This is a genomic window from Thermopolyspora sp. NPDC052614 (assembly GCF_040678635.1).
In the GTDB taxonomy this organism is placed as follows: Bacteria; Actinomycetota; Actinomycetes; order Streptosporangiales; family Streptosporangiaceae; genus Thermopolyspora.
Genome location: NZ_JBFATZ010000002.1, coordinates 217,181 through 235,083, shown reverse-complemented (window position 1 = coordinate 235,083; position 17,903 = coordinate 217,181). Strand labels below are relative to the sequence as shown.

At 72.2% G+C, this 17,903-nt stretch carries 17 protein-coding genes; 11 read left to right on the top strand and 6 right to left on the bottom strand.

The window, feature by feature from the left end:
- Positions 1-3 precede the first annotated feature (3 nt).
- The gene (locus AB0K60_RS04570; RefSeq protein ID WP_364048548.1) at positions 4-1,449 is read left to right on the top strand and encodes a GH1 family beta-glucosidase; all 1,446 of its coding nucleotides are present in this window, start codon (positions 4-6) and stop codon (positions 1,447-1,449) included.
- Positions 1,450-1,454: 5 nt separating this feature from the next.
- Positions 1,455-2,450 (top strand): LacI family DNA-binding transcriptional regulator, encoded by a 996-nt coding sequence (locus AB0K60_RS04565; RefSeq protein WP_364048546.1) that lies wholly within the window; start codon positions 1,455-1,457, stop codon positions 2,448-2,450.
- 78 nt (positions 2,451-2,528) lie between these two features.
- Here AB0K60_RS04565 and AB0K60_RS04560 read toward each other — a convergent pair whose 3' ends face one another.
- The 4 genes from AB0K60_RS04560 to AB0K60_RS04545 are packed head-to-tail and all read right to left on the bottom strand — an operon-like array spanning position 2,529 to position 5,693.
- Complete coding sequence (locus AB0K60_RS04560) at positions 2,529-3,464, bottom strand: hypothetical protein (RefSeq protein ID WP_364048544.1); 936 nt, start codon at positions 3,462-3,464, stop codon at positions 2,529-2,531.
- Positions 3,461-4,339, bottom strand: a complete 879-nt coding sequence (locus AB0K60_RS04555; protein ID WP_364048542.1) for an alpha/beta fold hydrolase — start codon at positions 4,337-4,339, stop codon at positions 3,461-3,463. Before AB0K60_RS04555 ends, AB0K60_RS04560 begins: the two co-directional genes overlap by 4 nt.
- Complete coding sequence (locus AB0K60_RS04550) at positions 4,336-4,839, bottom strand: cupin domain-containing protein (RefSeq protein WP_364048540.1); 504 nt, start codon at positions 4,837-4,839, stop codon at positions 4,336-4,338. The genes AB0K60_RS04555 and AB0K60_RS04550 overlap by 4 nt, the downstream gene beginning before the upstream one ends.
- Positions 4,839-5,693, bottom strand: coding sequence for an SDR family oxidoreductase (locus AB0K60_RS04545; protein ID WP_364048538.1), 855 nt, complete (start codon positions 5,691-5,693; stop codon positions 4,839-4,841). Before AB0K60_RS04545 ends, AB0K60_RS04550 begins: the two co-directional genes overlap by 1 nt.
- Positions 5,694-5,695: 2 nt before the next feature.
- On the opposite strand from AB0K60_RS04545, the gene AB0K60_RS04540 reads away from it, so the two are divergent.
- From AB0K60_RS04540 to AB0K60_RS04530, 3 genes are all read left to right on the top strand, one after another.
- A complete protein-coding gene (locus tag AB0K60_RS04540; protein ID WP_364048536.1) occupies positions 5,696-6,463 on the top strand; it encodes an IclR family transcriptional regulator in 768 nt (255 codons plus the stop codon).
- A gap of 206 nt (positions 6,464-6,669) precedes the next feature.
- Complete coding sequence (locus AB0K60_RS04535; RefSeq protein ID WP_364048534.1) at positions 6,670-7,134, top strand: cupin domain-containing protein; 465 nt, start codon at positions 6,670-6,672, stop codon at positions 7,132-7,134.
- Positions 7,135-7,136: 2 nt separating this feature from the next.
- Positions 7,137-8,705, top strand: a complete 1,569-nt coding sequence (locus AB0K60_RS04530; protein ID WP_364048532.1) for an NAD(P)/FAD-dependent oxidoreductase — start codon at positions 7,137-7,139, stop codon at positions 8,703-8,705.
- An 80-nt stretch (positions 8,706-8,785) separates the two neighbouring features.
- Here AB0K60_RS04530 and AB0K60_RS04525 read toward each other — a convergent pair whose 3' ends face one another.
- Positions 8,786-9,256, bottom strand: a complete 471-nt coding sequence (locus AB0K60_RS04525; RefSeq protein WP_364048530.1) for a flavodoxin domain-containing protein — start codon at positions 9,254-9,256, stop codon at positions 8,786-8,788.
- Positions 9,257-9,695: 439 nt separating this feature from the next.
- Here AB0K60_RS04525 and AB0K60_RS04520 point away from each other — a divergent pair, with 439 nt between their 5' ends.
- The 6 genes from AB0K60_RS04520 (at position 9,696) to AB0K60_RS04495 (ending at position 17,528) form a co-directional block, all read left to right on the top strand.
- On the top strand, positions 9,696-9,869 hold the full coding sequence (locus tag AB0K60_RS04520) for a hypothetical protein (RefSeq protein ID WP_364048528.1): 174 nt from the start codon (positions 9,696-9,698) through the stop codon (positions 9,867-9,869).
- A gap of 175 nt (positions 9,870-10,044) precedes the next feature.
- Positions 10,045-11,538, top strand: a complete 1,494-nt coding sequence (locus AB0K60_RS04515; RefSeq protein WP_364048526.1) for an NAD(P)/FAD-dependent oxidoreductase — start codon at positions 10,045-10,047, stop codon at positions 11,536-11,538.
- 199 nt (positions 11,539-11,737) lie between these two features.
- Complete coding sequence (locus tag AB0K60_RS04510; protein ID WP_364049278.1) at positions 11,738-12,424, top strand: response regulator transcription factor; 687 nt, start codon at positions 11,738-11,740, stop codon at positions 12,422-12,424.
- Positions 12,421-16,026 carry a DUF4153 domain-containing protein gene (locus AB0K60_RS04505; protein WP_364048524.1) on the top strand — a complete coding sequence of 1,202 codons (3,606 nt, stop codon included), beginning with the start codon at positions 12,421-12,423 and terminating at the stop codon, positions 16,024-16,026. The genes AB0K60_RS04510 and AB0K60_RS04505 overlap by 4 nt, the downstream gene beginning before the upstream one ends.
- Positions 16,027-16,146: 120 nt before the next feature.
- Positions 16,147-17,049, top strand: a complete 903-nt coding sequence (locus tag AB0K60_RS04500; RefSeq protein ID WP_364048520.1) for an SURF1 family protein — start codon at positions 16,147-16,149, stop codon at positions 17,047-17,049.
- A 173-nt stretch (positions 17,050-17,222) separates the two neighbouring features.
- On the top strand, positions 17,223-17,528 hold the full coding sequence (locus AB0K60_RS04495) for a DUF3817 domain-containing protein (protein WP_364048518.1): 306 nt from the start codon (positions 17,223-17,225) through the stop codon (positions 17,526-17,528).
- Here AB0K60_RS04495 and AB0K60_RS04490 read toward each other — a convergent pair whose 3' ends face one another.
- Positions 17,529-17,720, bottom strand: a complete 192-nt coding sequence (locus AB0K60_RS04490) for a hypothetical protein (RefSeq protein WP_364048516.1) — start codon at positions 17,718-17,720, stop codon at positions 17,529-17,531.
- Between the last annotated feature and the right edge of the window lie 183 nt (positions 17,721-17,903).

Genomic DNA, 17,903 nt, shown 5'->3' with positions numbered 1-17,903 from the left:
CGGATGACCGGATACGGAAGGAGAACGATCATCGACACGGATATTCGGGGGCGGTCGGGGCTGCTCGCCCAGGCCGACCTGCACGGACAAGAGGCCATTTTTCCTGACAACTTCGTGTGGGGCGCGGCGACGGCCGCCTACCAGATCGAGGGCGCCGCCGCCGAGGACGGCCGGGGCCCGTCGATCTGGGACACCTTCTCCCGCACCCCGGGCAAGGTCGCCGGCGGCGAGACCGGGGACGTGGCGTGCGACCACTACCACCGGTACGCCGACGACGTGGCGCTCATGCGCGACCTGGGCCTGCGGGCCTACCGCTTCTCCATCGCCTGGCCCCGCGTGCAGCCGGACGGCCAGGGCGCGATCAACGCCAGAGGGCTGGACTTCTACGACCGGCTCGTCGACGAGCTGCTCCGCGCCGATATAACCCCATATGTCACCCTCTACCACTGGGACCTCCCCCAGCCGCTGGAGGACCTCGGCGGCTGGCCGAACCGCGACACCGCGTACCGCTTCATCGACTACACGCGGGCCGTGCACGCCCGCCTCGGCGACCGGGTACGCACCTGGACGACGCTGAACGAGCCCTGGGTGGCCGCCTTCCTCGGCTACGCCTCCGGCCTGTACGCGCCGGGCCGTACCGACCCGGCCGACGCCTTCCGCGCCGCCCACCACCTGCTGCTCGCCCACGGCCTCGCCACCGCCGAGCTGCGCGCCGCCGGAGTCGAGGAGATCGCCCTCACCCTCAACCTCGCCCCGATCATCACCCCGCCCGACGCCGCCGGCGAGGCGGACGTGGCGGCGGCGCGGCTGGTGGACGGCCTGATGAACCGCCAGTTCCTCGACCCCGCCCTGCGCGGCCACTACCCCGAGGACGTGCTGGAGATCGTGGACCGCCACGCCGGGCTCGGCCACATCCGCGACGGCGACCTGCGACTCATCAGCCCCCGGGTGGACCTGCTCGGCATCAACTACTACAGCCCCACCGTGGTCTCGGCCCACCCCGGCGAGCCGGTGAACCCGGCCTTCCCCGGCACCGAGGGCATCCGCTTCGAGCCCGCCACCGGCCCGACGACGTCGATGGGCTGGCGCATCGACCCGTCGGGCCTCGGCGCCCTGCTGATCCGCCTGTCCCGCGAGTATCCGCAGGTCGGCCTGCTCGTCACGGAGAACGGCGCGGCCTTCGACGACGTCGTCGAGGGCGACCGCGTCCCCGACCCGGACCGCCTGGCCTACCTCGACGGCCACCTGCGGGCCGCGCACGCCGCGATCCGCGCGGGCGCCGATCTCCGCGGATATCTCGTATGGTCACTGCTGGACAACTTCGAGTGGTCCGAGGGCTACCGTCCCAGATTCGGCATCGTGTACATCGACTACGAGACCCAGCGACGGCTCCCCAAGGACAGCGCGTTGTGGTATCGCGAAGTCATCAGGCGAAACGGAGTGCGGTGACCAGGATGAGACGACCCACGCTGGAGGCGGTCGCGGCGCGCGCCGGGGTCTCCCGGGCGACCGTGTCCAGGGTGGTGAACGGCCTGCCCACGGTCACCCCGGAGATCCGGGACAACGTGATGCGGGCGATCGAGGAGCTGGGCTACATCCCCAACTCGGCCGCCCGCAGCCTCGTCACCCGGCGTACGGACTCGATCGCCCTGGTCGCCTCCGAGCCCCCGTCCCGGGTGTTCTCCGACGATCCCCTGTTCTCGATGGTGATCCGCACGGTGAGCGTGGAGCTGGAGGCGGCCGACAAGCAGGTCGTGCTCATGCTCGCCAGCTCCCCGCGCAGCCACGCCCGCATCGAGCGCTACATCGCCGGCGGCCACGTGGACGGCGTCATGCTCGTCTCCATGCACAGCGCCGACCCGCTCCCGGCCGCCATCGTGCGCGTCGGCGTCCCCGTCGTCTCGTACGGCAGGCCGGCCGTCAACGTGGACATGCCCTTCGCCGACAACGACAACGTCGGCGGCGCCCGCCGGGCCGTCGAGCACCTGCTCGCCACCGGCCGCCGCCGCATCGCCACGATCGCGGGACCGCAGGACATGATCGGCGGCCAGGACCGGCTCACCGGCTACCGCGACGCCCTGCGCGGCTCCTCCCGCCGCTCGATCGTCGCCGTCGGCGACTTCACCCGTGAGTCCGGCGCGCTCGCCATGCGCCAACTCCTGGAGGACGACCCGGACCTCGACGCCGTCTTCGCCGCCAACGACCTGATGGCGATCGGCGCCCTGCAGGCCCTGCGCCAGGCCGGCCGCCGCGTCCCCGACGACGTCGCCGTGGTCGGCTTCGACGACATCGAGGCCGCCAAGTTCACCGATCCCCCGCTCACCACCGTCCGCCATCCGGTCGTCGACCAGGCGACCGCGATGGTGCGGCTGCTGCTCACTCCCCCGGCCGAGCGCACCACCGACCACGTGATCCTGCCGACCGACCTGATCGTGCGCGAATCGGCGTGAGCGGAACGCGGACGCACACCCCGCGCATGGCAGGACCCGTCAGAGCCGGATCACCCGGGCGAGCAGCGTGCCGCGGCGTCAGGCGACGTCGAAGGTGGCGCCGATGCCCATGCCGGTGATCCACTCGGGGACGGGCTCGTAGCTGGTCCACACCAGGGGGGTCGCGGTGGCGGCGAGGGCGATGAGCCAGGTTCTGATCTCGTGGCCGCCGCGGCCGGCGTTCTCCTCGACGCCCGCGTCGCCCAGGGCGGTGATCGGCGCGAGGTCGGGGGTGGCGAGTTGCTTGAGGAACCAGGTGTCCCAGGTGGCGTTGACGGGGGCGTTGGGGTTGCCGCCCATGGCGCGGACGCGGGGCTCGCGTTCCTCGGCGACGGCGCGGACGTCCTTGCGGCCGTGGATGACCGATTCGCGGCGGCGGCCGACGACGGTCGGGTCGCGGGGGTCGTTGGAAGGCAGCCAGTGGGACAGGCCGCCGCTGCCGATGAGGAGGACGCGGGCGGGGTGGGCGGCGGCGCGGATCGTGGCGCCGAGGGCGGCGCCGAGGTTGAGGCAGCGGTCGAGGGCGGGGAGCGGCGGGGCGGCGGTGTTGACGACCAGGGGGACGAGGGGGACGTCGGCGCCGTTCATGAGCATGTCGTAGGACTGGACGATGCCGTGGTCGACGGTGAGCGAGTACGACAGCGAGACGTCGAAGCCGGCGTCGGCGAGGCCGTCGCGGATCGGCCAGGCGAGGTCGGAGGCGACGGGCAGCGGGCCGGCGCGGGTGCCGAAGTCGCCGAAGGCGACGGCCTCCTCGACGCCGAGCACGAACGGCGGCATGGCGTCGTAGAAGTTCGCGTGGAAGTGGTCGGGGCCGATGACGACGACGGCGTCGGGGCGCAGGCGGGCGACGGCGTCGGCGACGCGGGCGGCGTCGGCCAGGAATCTACCGCCGGGGCCGGACGGGTCCGGCGGGGGCGTCATGGTGGCGAACGGGGCGTGGGAGATGCCGACGGCGCCGATGATCTCGCTCATGCCGGGTCCTTGCCGAGGAGGAGGAAGTCGTGGTGGACGCGCAGGTATTCGTCGGGTTTCTCCCACTGCGGCCAGTGGCCCGCGTCGGCGATCACGTGCAGGCGGGCGTCGGGCAGCCACTCCAGGAGCATCGCGGCCTCGTCGAGCCCGCCGGTGGGGTCGTGCTCGGTCCACAGCAGCAGGGTGGGGGCGGTGATCCGGCCGACCCAGGCGGGGTCCCAGGCGAAGTCCTTGCGCACCTCGGGATCCTGCAGCACCAGCGTGTTGGCGATCGCCCGGACGAAGCCGGGGCGGCTGTAGACGGCGCGCCGCAGGTTCACCAGCTCGTCGGTGACCATCTCCTTGTGGTGGAACAGGAACTCCACCCGGCGGCGTACGGTGGCGTCGTCGGGGGTGCGGACGGCGGCCATCGTGCTCTCCCGGAGCCGGGCCATCACCTCGGGCTTGTTGGCGATGTTGCCGGGGGTGTTGAGCACGAGGCGGTCCACGCGGTCGGGGTGGTGGGCGGCCGTCCAGGCGGTCACCCAGCCGCCGAGGGACTCGCCCGACAGGTGCGCGGCGTCGACGTCGAGGGCGTCCATCAGGCCGATGAGGTGGGCGGTGAGCACGTCGATCGTGTACGGCGTGTCCGGCAGGTCCGACCAGCCGTGGCCGACCATGTCGTACGCGGTGACGCGGAAGCTCTCGGCGAGGGCGGCGATGTCGCGGGCGTAGGCCTCCAGGTGCCCGCCGGTGCCGTGCAGCAGGATCAGGTCGGGACCCGACCCGGCCCGCAGCACGCGGGTGCGGACGCCGCCGACGTCCACGTGGCGCAGCTCGTGGTCCACGTCGCCGAGCTCGCCCCAGATGCTGATGTGCTCGGGCAGGTCACTCATCGCGGGTCCTCCTCGAAGCGCTCGCGGGCCTCCTTGACGGTCGCCAGGCCGGCGCTCTGCCTGCGGCCGACGCCGAGCAGGCCGAGCAGGCGGGAGTTCTCGATCGTGAGGAACTCGACCGGGCGCTCGGTGGAGTCGTTGTAGTGGCGGTGCCAGGTCCACGGCGGGGTGTAGATGAAGTCGCCGGTGGACCAGGTCTCGGTGTCGTCCTCGATCTCGCTGTGGCCCTCGCCCGAGATGACGTAGTGGACGGTCTCGTGGTGGTGGCGCTGCATGTCGGAGCTGAGGCCGGGCGGGATGGTCTGGCGGAAGATCTCGAAGGTGGTGGTGGGCAGCCTGCCGGCGATGAGCAGGCGGGTGGGATTGTGGACCTGGTCGGCGGGGAGTTCCTCCAGCTCGTCGGCGTGGACGACGACCGGGCGGGCGGGGCCGGGCCGTACGGTGGCCGAGATCGCGCCGAGGAAGTCGGCCATGCTGAAGTCGGGTCCCGACTGTGCCATCAGATCGTCTCCGTTCTTCCGCCGTCGACGGTGAGCACCGTCCCGTTGACGAAGCTCGCGGCCGGTGAGGCCAGGAAGGCCACGGCCGCGGCGACCTCCTCGGGCCGGGCGGCCCGGCCGACGGGGATGGTCGCGGTGTCCTCGGCGTCGAGGGTCGCGTAGTCGACGCCGCTGGCCGTGGCCCGGTTGTTCAAGATCTGCGCGCGGCGCTCGGTGGCGGTGGCTCCGGGGGCGACGCAGTTGACGGTGACGCCCTCGGCGGCGAACTCGCGGGCGAGCAGCTTCGCCGCGGCGTGCACCGCCGAGCGCAGGACCACGGACGTGGCCAGGTCGGGCTGCGGCTGCCGCACCGCGTTGGAGGTGATGAAGACGACCCGGCCGAAGCCGCGTGACGCCATCGCGGGGAGCGCGAGCCGGGCGAGCCGCAGCGGGCCGAGCAGGAGCAGGTCGAACGCCTCCTGCCAGCGTTTGTCGTCGACGTCGAGGATGCGGCCCGGCGGGGGGCCGCCCGCGTTGAGCACGAGGATGTCGAGCGTGCCGCCGCGGCTCTCGACCTCGCGCATGGCCGCCTCGGCGGCGTGCGGGTCGGACACGTCGTTGACGAGCGCGTCCACGACGCCGCCGGTCCGCGCGCGCAGGCGGGACGCGGCGGCCTCCAGCACGTCGGGGCGGCGGCCGGTGATGACGACGCGGTGACCCGCCCGGGCGAGGTGCTCGGCGATCGCGTATCCGATTCCGGTGGCGCCGCCACCGACGAGAGCGGTTCCAGCGGTGATGGCGGCCTCCCGAAGTACGGAGTCTTGGTCGCCGTCGGCGACGGGGTTAGCCTCACTCGTATGACCCCCCGGAGCCAACCGTGAGTCCCGCTGAGCGGGACTCGAGTCCCGAAGGGCTCGGCGGGCTCGATCGCGCCGCGGCGATTCTGGGCGCCTTCGACGCCACGCACCGTGAGCTGACGTTGTCGGCCCTGGTCGCCCGGTGCGGGCTGCCGCGGTCGACCACGCACCGCATCGCCGACCGAATGATCAGACTCGGCTGGCTGGACAAGCCGCGGGACCGCTACCGGATCGGCAACCGGCTGTTCGAGATCTCCAGCCTCGCCCCGATCCGGCACGAACTGCGCGAGGCCGTGCTGCCGTTCCTGCAGGATCTGCACAACGCGGCGAAGACGACGGTGCAGCTCGGGGTGCTCGACGGCACCCAGATCCTGATCGTCGAGAAGATCACCGGGCATCGGCCGATGCCGATGTTGTCCCAGGTGGGCGGGATGATTCCGGCGTACTGCTCGGCGCTGGGGCGGGCGATCCTCGCCTACTCCGATAGCGCGACCATCGGGGCGGTCCTCTCCGCGGGCATGCCGGCGCGCACGCCGCGGACGCTGACCAGCACGGTGGCGATCATGCGCGAGCTGACCGCGATTCCGCCGCGTGGGTGGGCGATCGACCGCGAGGAGGGGAACATCGGGGTGAGCTGCGTGGCGGCCCCGATCTTCGGGCCGCTCGGCGACGTGGTCGCGGCGCTCTCCGTCACCGGACCGACCGCGCTGGTGCGGGTGGATCGCATCGGCCCGGCCGTACGGCTCGCCGCCTCGGCGGCGTCCCGGGCGTACTCGACCCGGCGCTGACCTCGCCGCATCCGCCCGAATTCCACCCGAATCCCATCCGAATTCCGCCCGGATCCCCCCGGATTCCACCGTCTCCGCCGCGTCCCGTCGGCCGATGCGAGTCCCGGTGAGCGGGACGGTCGCTTGCGCATCACCTGACGGAACTACACGCTGTGATCTCCGACACACCTGGACCGGACTAAGTGGCGAACTTGAAGGAGGCGGCCGTGTCCCTCGGCGGTGGCTACATGCTCTCCTCGCGCGGTGGTCGAGCGATCTCGGCGATCGGGCTCGGGATCACGATGAAAACCGACGGCACATCCACCCACGACGCCTACTCGCTGTTCGAGTACGCCGTCCCTCCGCACGTCGACGGCCCCCCTCCGCACGTGCACACCCGCGAGGACGAGTCGTTCATCTGCCTGGCCGGGCGACTCGACGTCCACCTGGGCGGCGAGGACTTCACGCTCAACTTCGGCGACTACCTGTTCCTGCCGCGGGACGTGGTGCACACCTTCCGCAACCCGTACGACGACGAGGCGAGGATCATCTCGGTGGTCTCGCCGGCCGGCCTTGAGCGCTACTACCAGGCGCTCGCGGAGCTGCCGCCGGGCCCGCGGGACATCTCGCTGATGAAGAAGATCATGGCCGAGTACGGTCTCATACTGCAGCTTCCGCCCGAGGTCGGGTAGCCGTGCGAATCGCGATCATCGGCGCGGGCGTCGCCGGTCTCGCCACGGCCAAGGTGCTCAAGCAGGCCGGGCACGACGTCCACGTGTTCGACAAGGCCCCGGACGTCGGCGGCGTCTGGAGCCGCACGCGCCGCTACCCGGGCCTCACCACACAGAGCCCGAAGGCGCAGTACTCGCTGTCGGACTTCCCCATGCCGAAGTCCTATCCGGAGTGGCCGACCGGCGAGCAGATCCAGGAATACCTCGCCGCGTACGCCACCGAGTTCGGCCTCGATCCCGCCATACGGCTCGGCACCGAGGTGACGGCCGCCCGGCCCGGCCCCGACGGCCGGTGGACGGTCGCGTTCCGCGACGCCGCGGGCGGTCCGGAGGAGGCCGAGACGTTCGACCGTCTCGTCGTCGCCAACGGCGTCTTCTGCGAGCCCGCCGTACCGGACTATCCGGGCCTGGCGGGGTTCGAGGCGGCGGGCGGGCGGCTGTGCGCGGGCACCGACTTCCACGACGCCGAGGAGGCGCGCGGCAAGCACGTGCTGGTGGTCGGCTACGGCAAGTCGGCCTGCGACGTCACGGTGCCGATCAGCCGGGTCGCGGCGAGCACCGACGTGATCGCCCGGCAGCTGCTGTGGAAGGTTCCACGGAGGATCGGCGGCTTCCTCAACTTCAAGATGCTGCTGCTGACCCGGATGGGCGAGGCGCTGTTCCGCTACATCCGGCTGCGCGGCTTCGAGAGATTCCTGCACGGGCCGGGCAACGGCATCCGCCGACGGATGATCAACTCGATCGGGTCGGTCTCCGTGCGGCAGTTCGGCCTCAAGAAGCTCGACCTGGTGCCGCCGGGGCACATGGAGGACATCGTTCGCGGCGCGATCGGGCTCGCGACCGAGGGTTTCTACGAGGGGGTCGCCGACGGATCCATCACCGTGCGCCGCGATCGCACCGTCGCCCGGCTGCTCGCCGAGGATGGCCGGCCGTACGCCGAACTGAGCGACGGCACCCGGCTCTCCGCCGACCTGGTCGTCTGCGCGACCGGGTTCACGCAGGGCGTGCCGTTCCTCGGCGAGGACGTCCAGAGGCGGCTGTTCGACGAGCGCGGGAACTTCATGCTCTACCGGCAGATCCTGCCGCTCGACGTTCCCGGGCTGTACTTCAACGGCTACAACTCCTCGTTCTTCAGCCCGTTGAACGCGGAGATGGCGGCGGCCTGGATCGCCGCCGATCTCGCCGGCGCGGTGGCGCTGCCCGACGTGGAGTCGATGCGCGGGGCGGTCGTGGCGCAACTGGCGTTCATGGACGGTGCCACGAACCGGCATCACTGCCGGGGCACGAAGATCATCCCGTTCTCGCTGCACAACGTGGACGAGGTGCTGGGCGACCTCGGCCTGAACATCGCAGGGCGGGTCAGGGCGTCGCACTGGCTCAACCCCGTCGATCCGGCGGCGTACCGGGGGGTCGTCCCGGCGCTGCTCGAACGGCTGGCGCGCGACGGGGCGCTTCCGACCGGTACGGCGGGCGCCGACGGGACCGGCGGGCGGTTCACGCGGGAGCGGGTCGAACCCAACATCGCCGGCTGAGCCGTGGCCCGGCGGGATCCCCGCCCCCGCCGGGCGAGCCCCGCCACCCGCGTGCCGGACGCGTCCTGATAGTGGGGGCCTTACGGCGCGGGCCGGGTGGCCAGGTGGGTGAGCCGCTGGGCCCAGGCCCGGATGGAGGTCCAGTCCCGCAGGTCGCGGCGCCTGCGGCGGCCCGGCGGGTCCACGCCGCCGAAGACGGCGACGGTGGTCGGGGCGAGCCAGGGGAACCTGGCGAGGGCGCGGTCGATCTGCAGGCGGGCGCGGTGCCAGCTCAGGCCGTCCTCGGTACGCGGGCCCACCGCGTACAGCGCGATCGGAGGCAGGTGGTCGCGGTGGTATTTGAGGAAGCGGCGGGCCTCGCGGTGCCAGCGGCCGTTGTAGAGCGGCGCGCCCAGGACCACGAGGTCGAAGATCCTGAGCGGCCCGCGCACGTCGCGGGCGGGCAGGCACTCGACGTGGACGCCTTCGGCGCGCAGGGTCTCCGCGATGTCCTCGGCGACCTGCTGGGTCGAGCCGTTTCGGGTCGCGAACGCCACCAGGACGGTCGACATCGCACTCACCTTCGTCCTCCGGGTCTCGTCGTGTGCGCGGTGGCCGCGGGGCCACACCGACGCCGCCGACGACCAGGATCGAGCGGGTCGGAACGTGGCGTCCAAGGCGAAGCCGGTGAAGCCGAAGGGAAGGATCTGCGCCACCCGGATGACCGCGGCGAACCCGACGCCATTTGCGAGCATATCCCCCGCAGCGCGTAGTCGGGGGGCGGACCGGGGCGGCGGCCGTCATGGCGGGTCTCCCTGCTCCCCAGGTGGTTTCGGCTCCTCTGGCGGTTTCGGCTCCCCCGGCGGTTTCGGTCCGGTGGGTGGCGTCGAAGGGCGCGCAGGCGGAAGAATGGGGATGACGGGCCGGAGCCTGGGTAATCCTAAGCGCAATCAAGGTCAAACTGGCATAAACCTTGTCAATTGATCATCGGATGTCGCTAGAGTCATGCCCATGTCTGACCCACAGATCGACCCCGCGGGGAACACGCAGCAGTTCAAGGCCTTCGCGCAGCGCCAGCAGCAGCAGGAGGAGGTCGCCGAGGGCCGTCCCGGTTACCTGATCCCCGCGATCGTGATCGGCGTGCTCGTCGTGGCGGCCGTCGTCGTTTATCTGATCGTCCGCTGACCGGGGGAACGTCCCACACGTCACGGGGAACCTTCCGCGCGTAGACGGGGGAACCATCCCGCGCGAAGGCACACGCCGAAGGCGAATCGCCGCCCTCGGCGTTTTCGCGTACCCTTTGGGCCCACTGGGGTTCACCAGCGAGGAGGCCGGCGAGGGAGCCGACGAGGAGGCTACGGTGGCGGAGCCTGGCGGCGGCGGTGCGGGCCCGGTCCCCGAGCACGCGGGCATCGTGATCATCGGATCCGGTTTCGCCGGCCTCGGCATGGCGATCAGGCTGAAGGACGCCGGCTACCACGACTTCGTCGTACTGGAGAAGGCCGGGCGGCTCGGCGGCACGTGGCGGGACAACAGCTATCCGGGCTGCTCGTGCGACGTGCCCTCGTATCTGTACTCCTTCTCCTTCGCCCTGCATCCCGGCTGGACGCAGGTGTTCTCGCCGCAGCGGGAGATCTGGGACTACCTGGAGTGGTGCGCCGACCGGTACGGCGTGCGGCGGCACATCCGGTTCGGGCGTGAGGTGGCCGAACTGGAGTACGACGACGCGAGGCGGCGGTGGCGGGTCGTGCTCGCGGGCGGCCAGGTGGTGACGGCGAACGCGGTGGTCGCCGGTTTCGGCGCGCTTCACGTCCCCTCATATCCGGATATTCCGGGGCGGGAGCGGTTCACCGGCCCGGCCTTCCACTCCGCGCGGTGGGATCACTCCCAGGACCTGACCGGCAAGCGGGTCGCCGTGATCGGCACCGGGGCGTCGGCGATCCAGTTCATCCCGGAGATCGCCGCACGGGCCGGGCGCCTCACCGTCTTCCAACGCACCGCGCCCTGGGTCCAGCCCAGGCCGGACCGGGCCACCTCGCCGAGGCTGCGCCGCCTGCTGCGGACGGTGCCGCTCGCGAACCGGGCCCTGCGCATCGCGATCTACTGGGGGCTTGAGCTGCGCGGGCTGGGCTTCACCGTGCATCCGCGCCTGATGCGACGCCAGGCCGAGACGGCCCTGCGGTACCTGGAACGCCAGGTGCCCGACCCGCGGCTGCGCGCCCGGCTCACCCCCGGCTACGGCATCGGCTGCAAGCGCATCCTGCTGTCGAGCGTCTACTATCCGGCGCTCCAGCGCGACAACGTCGAGCTGGTCACCGACCGCGTCACCGAGATCCGGGAGCGCTCGATCCTCGACGCGGGCGGGCGCGAGCACGAGGTGGACGTCATCGTGTACGGCACCGGCTTCAAGGTGACCGAGTCGCTCGCGGAGCTGCGGATCACCGGGCGGGGCGGGCGGAAGATCCAGGACGCCTGGCGCGACCGGGTGGAGGCGTATCTCGGCACCACGGTGGCGGGCTTCCCCAACCTGTTCTTCCTGTCCGGCCCGAACACCGGGCTCGGCCACACCTCGGTCGTCTTCATGATGGAGGCGCAGACGCACTACATCCTGGAATGCCTGCGCCTGCTGTCCCGGACCGGGGCGCGGGCGCTGGACGTGCGGCCCGGCGCGCAGCGGGAGTTCAACCGCCGCCTGCGCCGCAGGCTGGACCGCCGCGTCTGGTCCACGGGCGGCTGCCGGAGCTGGTACCTCGACGGCAAGGGCGGCAATCCCACCATCTGGCCCGGCACGACCGCCGAGTTCTGGGCGCGTACGCGCAGGGTGCGGCGGCGGGCGTACGAGCTGATCCGCTGAGCCCCGGCGGACGCCGAGCGCCGACAACGGGAGGGCCGCGCGGACCATCTCACTCCGTGTGCCTTCCAGAAAGATCTCTCAGGACACGCCCCGCTCTACGGGCGGCGGACCGTGTGGCCAGGATCCGCACGATTTCTTCACAAGTTGGCCGGATCCTTCTGCACGACCTCGGCCTAGGCTCACGGGCGTGGCAAACCCACTGCAAAGGCGCATCCTTGTCGTCGAGGACGACGCCACCATCGCGCTGGCCGTACAGAACCGGCTGATCGCGGAGGGGTTCGAGGTGCGGGTCGCGGCCGACGGGGAGCGTGCGCTCGCGGCCTACTCCCGGTCGGAACCCGACCTCGTCGTGCTCGACCGGCTGCTACCGGGGGTGGACGGGGTGGAGGTGTGCCGCCGCATGCAGGCGGCCCGCCCGGTCCCCGTCCTCATGCTGACCGCGCTCGGCGAGGAGACCGACCTGCTGGTCGGCCTCGGCGTCGGCGCGGACGACTACATGACCAAGCCGTTCAGCATGCGCGAGCTGGTCGCCCGCATCCACGCGCTGCTGCGCCGGGTGGACCGGGCCGCGCAGCTCGTCAACGAGGACACGGTGCTGCGAATCGGCGATCTGGAGATCGACCGCGGCGAACGCCGGGTCTTCATCCGGGGCGAGGAGGCGACGCTGACGCGCACCGAGTTCGACCTGCTGTGCAGGCTCGCCGAGCGTCCCGGGCAGGTCTACGAGCGGGAGCGGCTGCTCGCCGACATCTGGGGCTTCTCCGAGGCGGCGGCGACCCGCACGGTGGACAGCCACATCAGGGCGCTGCGCCGCAAACTCGGCCCGGACGTGGTCCGCACGGTGCACGGCGTCGGCTACGCCCTGGTCCGCAGGGTGGGTGCATGAGGCCGCTGGACTTCCTCGGGCGGATCAAGGCCAAGCTCGGCATCGTCATCCTGCTCGCCGTCGCGGTGGCGATCCTCGTCAACGAGTACGGCCGCTACCTCGGCGTACCGGGCTTGGCGCGGATGGCCGTGGCCGGGCTGATCAGCCTGGCGATGGCACAGCTCCTCGGGCGGGGCATGACCCGGCCGCTGCGGCAGATGGCCGCCGCCGCGCAGACCATCGCCAAGGGCCGGTACGACCTGCGGGTCTCGGCCACCTCGCGGGACGAGGTGGGTGAGCTCGCGCGGGCGTTCAACGCGATGGCGGCCGACCTCGGCGAGGTGGACCGCCAGCGCCGCGAACTGGTCGCCAACGTCAGCCACGAGCTGCGCACCCCCATCACCGGGCTGCAGGCCGTGCTGGAGAACGTCGTCGACGGGGTGTCGCCGCCCGACCGGGCGACCCTCGGCACCGCCCTCGCACAGACCGAGCGCCTCGGCCGCCTGGTCACCCAACTGCTTGATCTGTCGCGGCTCGACTCGGGGGCGCGGCTGATCGAGCCGGAGGTGTTCGACCTCGCCTCGCTGTGCCGCCAGGCGGTCCGGGAGTCGCGGCTGGCCAGAGACGACGTGAGCGTCGAGTACTCGGTGCCGGTGAACGTCACCCTGTTCGCCGACCCCGCGCTGCTCGCCCAGGTCCTCGCCAACCTCCTCGACAACGCCGTACGGCACAGCCCACCCGGCGGCGTCGTGCTGCTGCAGGCGAGGGTGACCGAACAGACCGTCCAGATCACCATCACCGACCAGGGCCCCGGGATCCCGCCCGCCGAGCGGATCCGCGTGTTCGAGCGCTTCTCCCGCCTCGACGCCGGCCGTACGGCCGACGCGGGCGGCGCGGGGCTCGGCCTCGCCATCGCCAAGGAGATCGTCGAGATGCACGGCGGCTCCCTCCAGGCGTCCGATCCCGCTGCCGGGCGCGACACCGGCTGCCGCATGGTCATCGACTTACCCAGGAGTCTCATCGTGACCGACCAGTCCGAGCCCGCCCTGCCGCCTCCCGCCATGGATCCGGCCGGGCCGCGAGCACACGCACAGCCTTCCATCCCCGAAGCGAGGCCCGACGAGGGTTCGGCCGTGCCACGTGGAGACGGAGCACGGGAACCGGCGGCGATTGAGGGCACCGGCGGCAGGACCGACGACGGCGGCCCCGCGGCAACCCACCCGGAGGCCCGTACCACCGATGCCACGAACGCGCAGGGTGCCGACGGTCAGGCCGAAGCGGGTCACAGCAGGAGTGCACACACCACCGAAGACACGACTGTGACCGACAGCCCGACCACGCCGACGCACATCGGGCGTCCGGAGGGGACGGCGTCCGCGGCCAGTGGCATGGCATCCGGGGCCGGAGGGGATGCCCAAGGCCGGGTCGGCGAGGGCCCCCAAGGCGACACCCCTCGCGGTGAGATCGTGGCCAGTGGCGCGTCCGGTTCCGGACGAACCCCCGCAGAGCGGAACCTGAGCACCGTGGACACGCTGGCCTCGGGCCTTTCCGTGGCCGCAGTCCTGGAGTATCCGTCCTCGCAGGCCACCGCCCCGCCACCGCCGTACGGCCCGCCTCCCCCGACCGCGACCAACGCGGGAGCCGCCATGCTCACCACACGCACCGTGCTGGGCGGCGTGCTCGGTGCGGTCGTGGGGTTCTTCGGGGGAATCGTCCTGGCGCTGGTCACGGCGGCGACCTTCGAGAGCGGCGGAATCGCTCTGGCCACGCTGCTGTTCACCACGGTCGCGGGAATGATGCTCGGCGCGGCTCTCGGGCAGCGCAGCGGCACCCAAGCCGACGCGCCGGGGCAGCCACAGGGCGGCCCCGCCCAGGGGATCGCCGGATCGCGGGCTGAAGCCGGGGAACCGAGGACGACGGGCGCGACCGGTGATCTCAACGCGACCGGGGCCGCCGGAGCCTGGGACAGGGCCGCGACGCTGGACGGTACCCGCGCGGGAGCGGCCGGAGCAGGTGCGGAGAGCCCCGTCGGCGCCGGCTCCACCGGCGTCTGGTCCGTCGGCGCCGGAACGTTCGCCCAGAGCCCCGGAGGTTCGGGTGTGCCGCGGCCGGGGGCGGCGACCGGGGCCGGAGGCGTGGGGGTCAGGCGCACGAGCCCGCAGGAGTACGTGCCTCCGCCGCTGTTCCCACGGCCCGTCCTGCCGAAGGCGCCCATGTGGATGCTGCCCGCCGCGTGCGCGGTGGGCGTGGTGGCCGCGATCGCGCTGCCGTACAACGCCCCGGGCCTGGGGTTCGTCGTCGTGGCGGTGCTGATGGGGCTCGCGGCGCTGCCCGCCGCGCGGCACCGCGTCACGCCGTGGACGATCGCGTTCGGCCTGGTCGCGTACGCGCTGGTGGCGTTCGCGCTGTTCCGGGACGCCGAGTGGCTGGTCGGCCCGCTGCTGGCGGCGGCGTTCGGGCTGGCCGCGCTGGCGGTCTCCGGCGGCGGGCGCGGCTGGCTGGGGGCGATCCGGGGCGGCATGTCGGTGCCGCTGGCGATGTTCCAGCTCCCGTGGTTCCTGTCCGAGCCGGTCAAGCGCCTGGCGCCGCGCCTCCGGATGGGCCCGCTGCTCGCGGGGACCGCCCTGACGGTCGTGCTCGTCGCGATCTTCGCGGTGCTGTTCAGCTCGGCGGACGCCGTGTTCTCCTCGCTGGTCGACGACCTTTTCCAGACGCCGGTCTGGGCCGAGTCGCTGCCGATACGGATCCTCGCCTTCGTCGTCTTCGCGGCGCTGGTGAGCGCCTCCATCCTGGTCGCGCTGCGCCCGGTGGCCGAGCCGGTGCTGCCGGACATGCGGCTGCGGGCGAGCCGTACGCTGTGGATGATGCCGCTGACCGCGCTGAACCTGCTGTTCGCGGCGTTCGTGACCGTGCAGATCACGGTGCTGTTCGGCGGGAACGAGCGGGTGCTGAGCACGGCGAACCTCAGCTACGCCGAGTACGCCCGCTCCGGCTTCTTCGAGCTGGTCACGGTGAGCGTGTTCGTGCTGGCGATCGTGGCGGCGGCGAGCGGCGGCCTCGCGCTCGGCCGGGGCCGGGACCGCTGGTGGCTGGCCGGCCTGCTCGGCGTGCTGTGCGTCCTCACCCTGGTCATCCTCGCCTCGGCGCTGCACCGGCTGAACCTCTACACCGACGCCTACGGCCTGTCCCGGCTGCGCGCCAGCGTCATCGCCACAAGCTGGTGGCTGGCCGCGGTGTTCGTGCTGGTCATCGTCGCCGGTGCGGTACGGCTCACGCGTGGCCGGGCGACCTGGCTGCCCCGCGCGCTGATCCTGCTGACCGGGCTGTCCCTGGTGGCGTTCGCCGCCTGGAACCCCGACCTGCGGGTGGCGGAGACCCAGCACCGGATCCGCGGCGTGGAACGCCTTGACTACGGCTACCTGCGCGACCTGGGGGCCGAGGCCGTACCCGCCCTGGACCGCCTGCCGGAGCCCGCCCGCAGTTGCGTCCTCACGGACGTCTACCACGGCAGACTCCTGGGCCTGCCCGAGGCGTCGTGGGCCGGCTGGAACCTCGCCCGTGCGCGGGCCCGCGAGATCATCGAGCGCCGCCCCATCATCCCCCAGCAGAACTGTCCCTACTGACGTCCCGTCGAGAAGAAACGCCCGGCGGGCCTTCTCCAGGTGGCTCCAGGTGGCTCCAGGTGGCGGCACGACGGTGGGCCTTTGGCCGGGACCGGCGGTGGAGGCGGATAGCGTGGAGGCATGCTTCGGACCCTGTTCGCGCCCAGGCTGCTGGGCCTCCATCTGCTGTTGATCGGGGTGCTGGTCTCCTTCACCCTGCTCGGGCGATGGCAGCTCGGGGTCTTCGAGGAGTCGGGGCGGCCGCGGTCCGCCGACGACCCGGCCCCGGTCGCCGTGACCACGCTGGCGCCGCTCGGTCCGTCGATGGCGGCGGACGCCGTCGCGCGGCGGGTGACGGCCCGGGGCACCTTCGACGCGGCGCGGCAACTGCTCGTCGCCGACCGTACGCCGAACGCCGCCGGGCCGGGCGGGCGTGCGGCGAGCGGGCAGGGGTACTGGCTGCTCACGCCGCTGCGGCTGGACGACGGGACCCTCGTCGCGGTGGTCCGCGGCTGGGTGGCCTCGGCCGGGGACCCGGCCACGGCCGTGCCGACGGGGACGGTCACGGTCACCGGGCGGCTGCAGCCGCCGGAGTCGACCGACAGCGTGCAACGCGGCGGGCGCCTGCCCGAGGGCAAGGTGGCGACGGTGTCCACGGCCGAACTGATCAACATCTGGACGGGGGAACGGCTGCGCAACGGCTTCGTGATCGCGACCGCGCCGATCGGCGGCGGCACGCCCGCGCCACGCATCATCGTCACCTCCCCGCCGACCGTGGGCGGGGCGTTCACCTGGCGCAATCTGGCGTACGCCGCGCAGTGGTGGATCTTCGCCGGGTTCGCGGTGTTTGTCTGGTACCGCTATGTGCGCGATGCCGTACAGGGGAGGCGGGGCGCGACCTCTCCGGAGGAAGCGGCCGACGCCGCCACCGGAGCAGCGCTCACCGGGGCATCGGCGGCCGGACCTGACGCGAAGGACGACGCCGGGCCGGATCCGGTCCGCACCGGGAAGGACGGCGAGCGCGCGGCGGTGCCGGGCGAATAGCAGCCGGGATCGGCGCGGTCCGGCCTGCGCGGGGAGTGTGCTCTACCGGTTGTAGTGCGGTCGGCGGAGCGACCACCGCGGCGGGCGGATATGGTGTGTGTCGATCCCCGAACCAGTCGTCCGCGCGTAGCCGACGCCGGACGCGTGATCTCCGAACAAGGTAGTGATCAGCCGTGGAATCCGCGCTCAAGCCGTTTCGCATCATGGCCTACGTCGTCGGCGTCATGCTGCTCGCCCTGGTGGGGGCGATGGTGCTGAAGTACGGCTTCGGCGAGGGCGGCGCCGTGTCGGTGGTCGGGCCCATCCACGGCTTCCTGTACGCCGTCTACCTGCTGACCGCGCTGAACCTCGGGCTCAAGGCCCGCTGGTCGTGGGTGTACCTGCTGGGCGTGCTGCTCGCGGGGACGATTCCGCTGCTGTCGTTCGTGGCCGAACGCAAGGTCACCCAGCGGGTACACCGCCAGACCGCGACCGCGTGATCAGCGGCCGATCTGCCGCCGCCGGATGCGCCTCAGACGCGCCCGCTGCGACTCATCCAGCATGAAGTAGGCCGCGACCGGCGCGCCGAGCGCGACGATCACGATCAGCCACGCGACCAGCGACGGCAGCAGCATGAGTGCGAGCAGGGACGCGATACCCGCGCCCACGTAGTACTTCCCCAGTGGCGACATGTCGGGCCTTTCGTTTCGGGGGGTGGATCCCCGTCTGCCATTCTGGCGCGTGCGGGCCGGATCCGCCGCACCGCAGGTGCCCGGCTCGCCTGTTTCCGCACGGATCGCCACCGGTTCAACGCACGCGCCGTCCGCGGAAGTTCCACGGACCGCGGCCCTTGCGCTGCCCACCACGGCCCACCA

What these genes read in the sequence shown, in the direction of transcription:
- AB0K60_RS04525 (WP_364048530.1), bottom strand. Translation starts at nt 9,256, where the DNA reads ATGTCGACCGTCCTGGTGGCGTTCGCGACCCGAAACGGCTCGACCCAG.
- AB0K60_RS04490 (WP_364048516.1), bottom strand. Translation starts at nt 17,720, where the DNA reads ATGTCGCCACTGGGGAAGTACTACGTGGGCGCGGGTATCGCGTCCCTG.
- AB0K60_RS04555 (WP_364048542.1), bottom strand. Translation starts at nt 4,339, where the DNA reads ATGAGTGACCTGCCCGAGCACATCAGCATCTGGGGCGAGCTCGGCGAC.
- AB0K60_RS04560 (WP_364048544.1), bottom strand. Translation starts at nt 3,464, where the DNA reads ATGAGCGAGATCATCGGCGCCGTCGGCATCTCCCACGCCCCGTTCGCC.
- AB0K60_RS04550 (WP_364048540.1), bottom strand. Translation starts at nt 4,839, where the DNA reads ATGGCACAGTCGGGACCCGACTTCAGCATGGCCGACTTCCTCGGCGCG.
- AB0K60_RS04505 (WP_364048524.1), top strand. Translation starts at nt 12,421, where the DNA reads ATGAGGCCGCTGGACTTCCTCGGGCGGATCAAGGCCAAGCTCGGCATC.
- AB0K60_RS04570 (WP_364048548.1), top strand. Translation starts at nt 4, where the DNA reads ATGACCGGATACGGAAGGAGAACGATCATCGACACGGATATTCGGGGG.
- AB0K60_RS04520 (WP_364048528.1), top strand. Translation starts at nt 9,696, where the DNA reads ATGTCTGACCCACAGATCGACCCCGCGGGGAACACGCAGCAGTTCAAG.
- AB0K60_RS04500 (WP_364048520.1), top strand. Translation starts at nt 16,147, where the DNA reads ATGCTTCGGACCCTGTTCGCGCCCAGGCTGCTGGGCCTCCATCTGCTG.
- AB0K60_RS04565 (WP_364048546.1), top strand. Translation starts at nt 1,455, where the DNA reads ATGAGACGACCCACGCTGGAGGCGGTCGCGGCGCGCGCCGGGGTCTCC.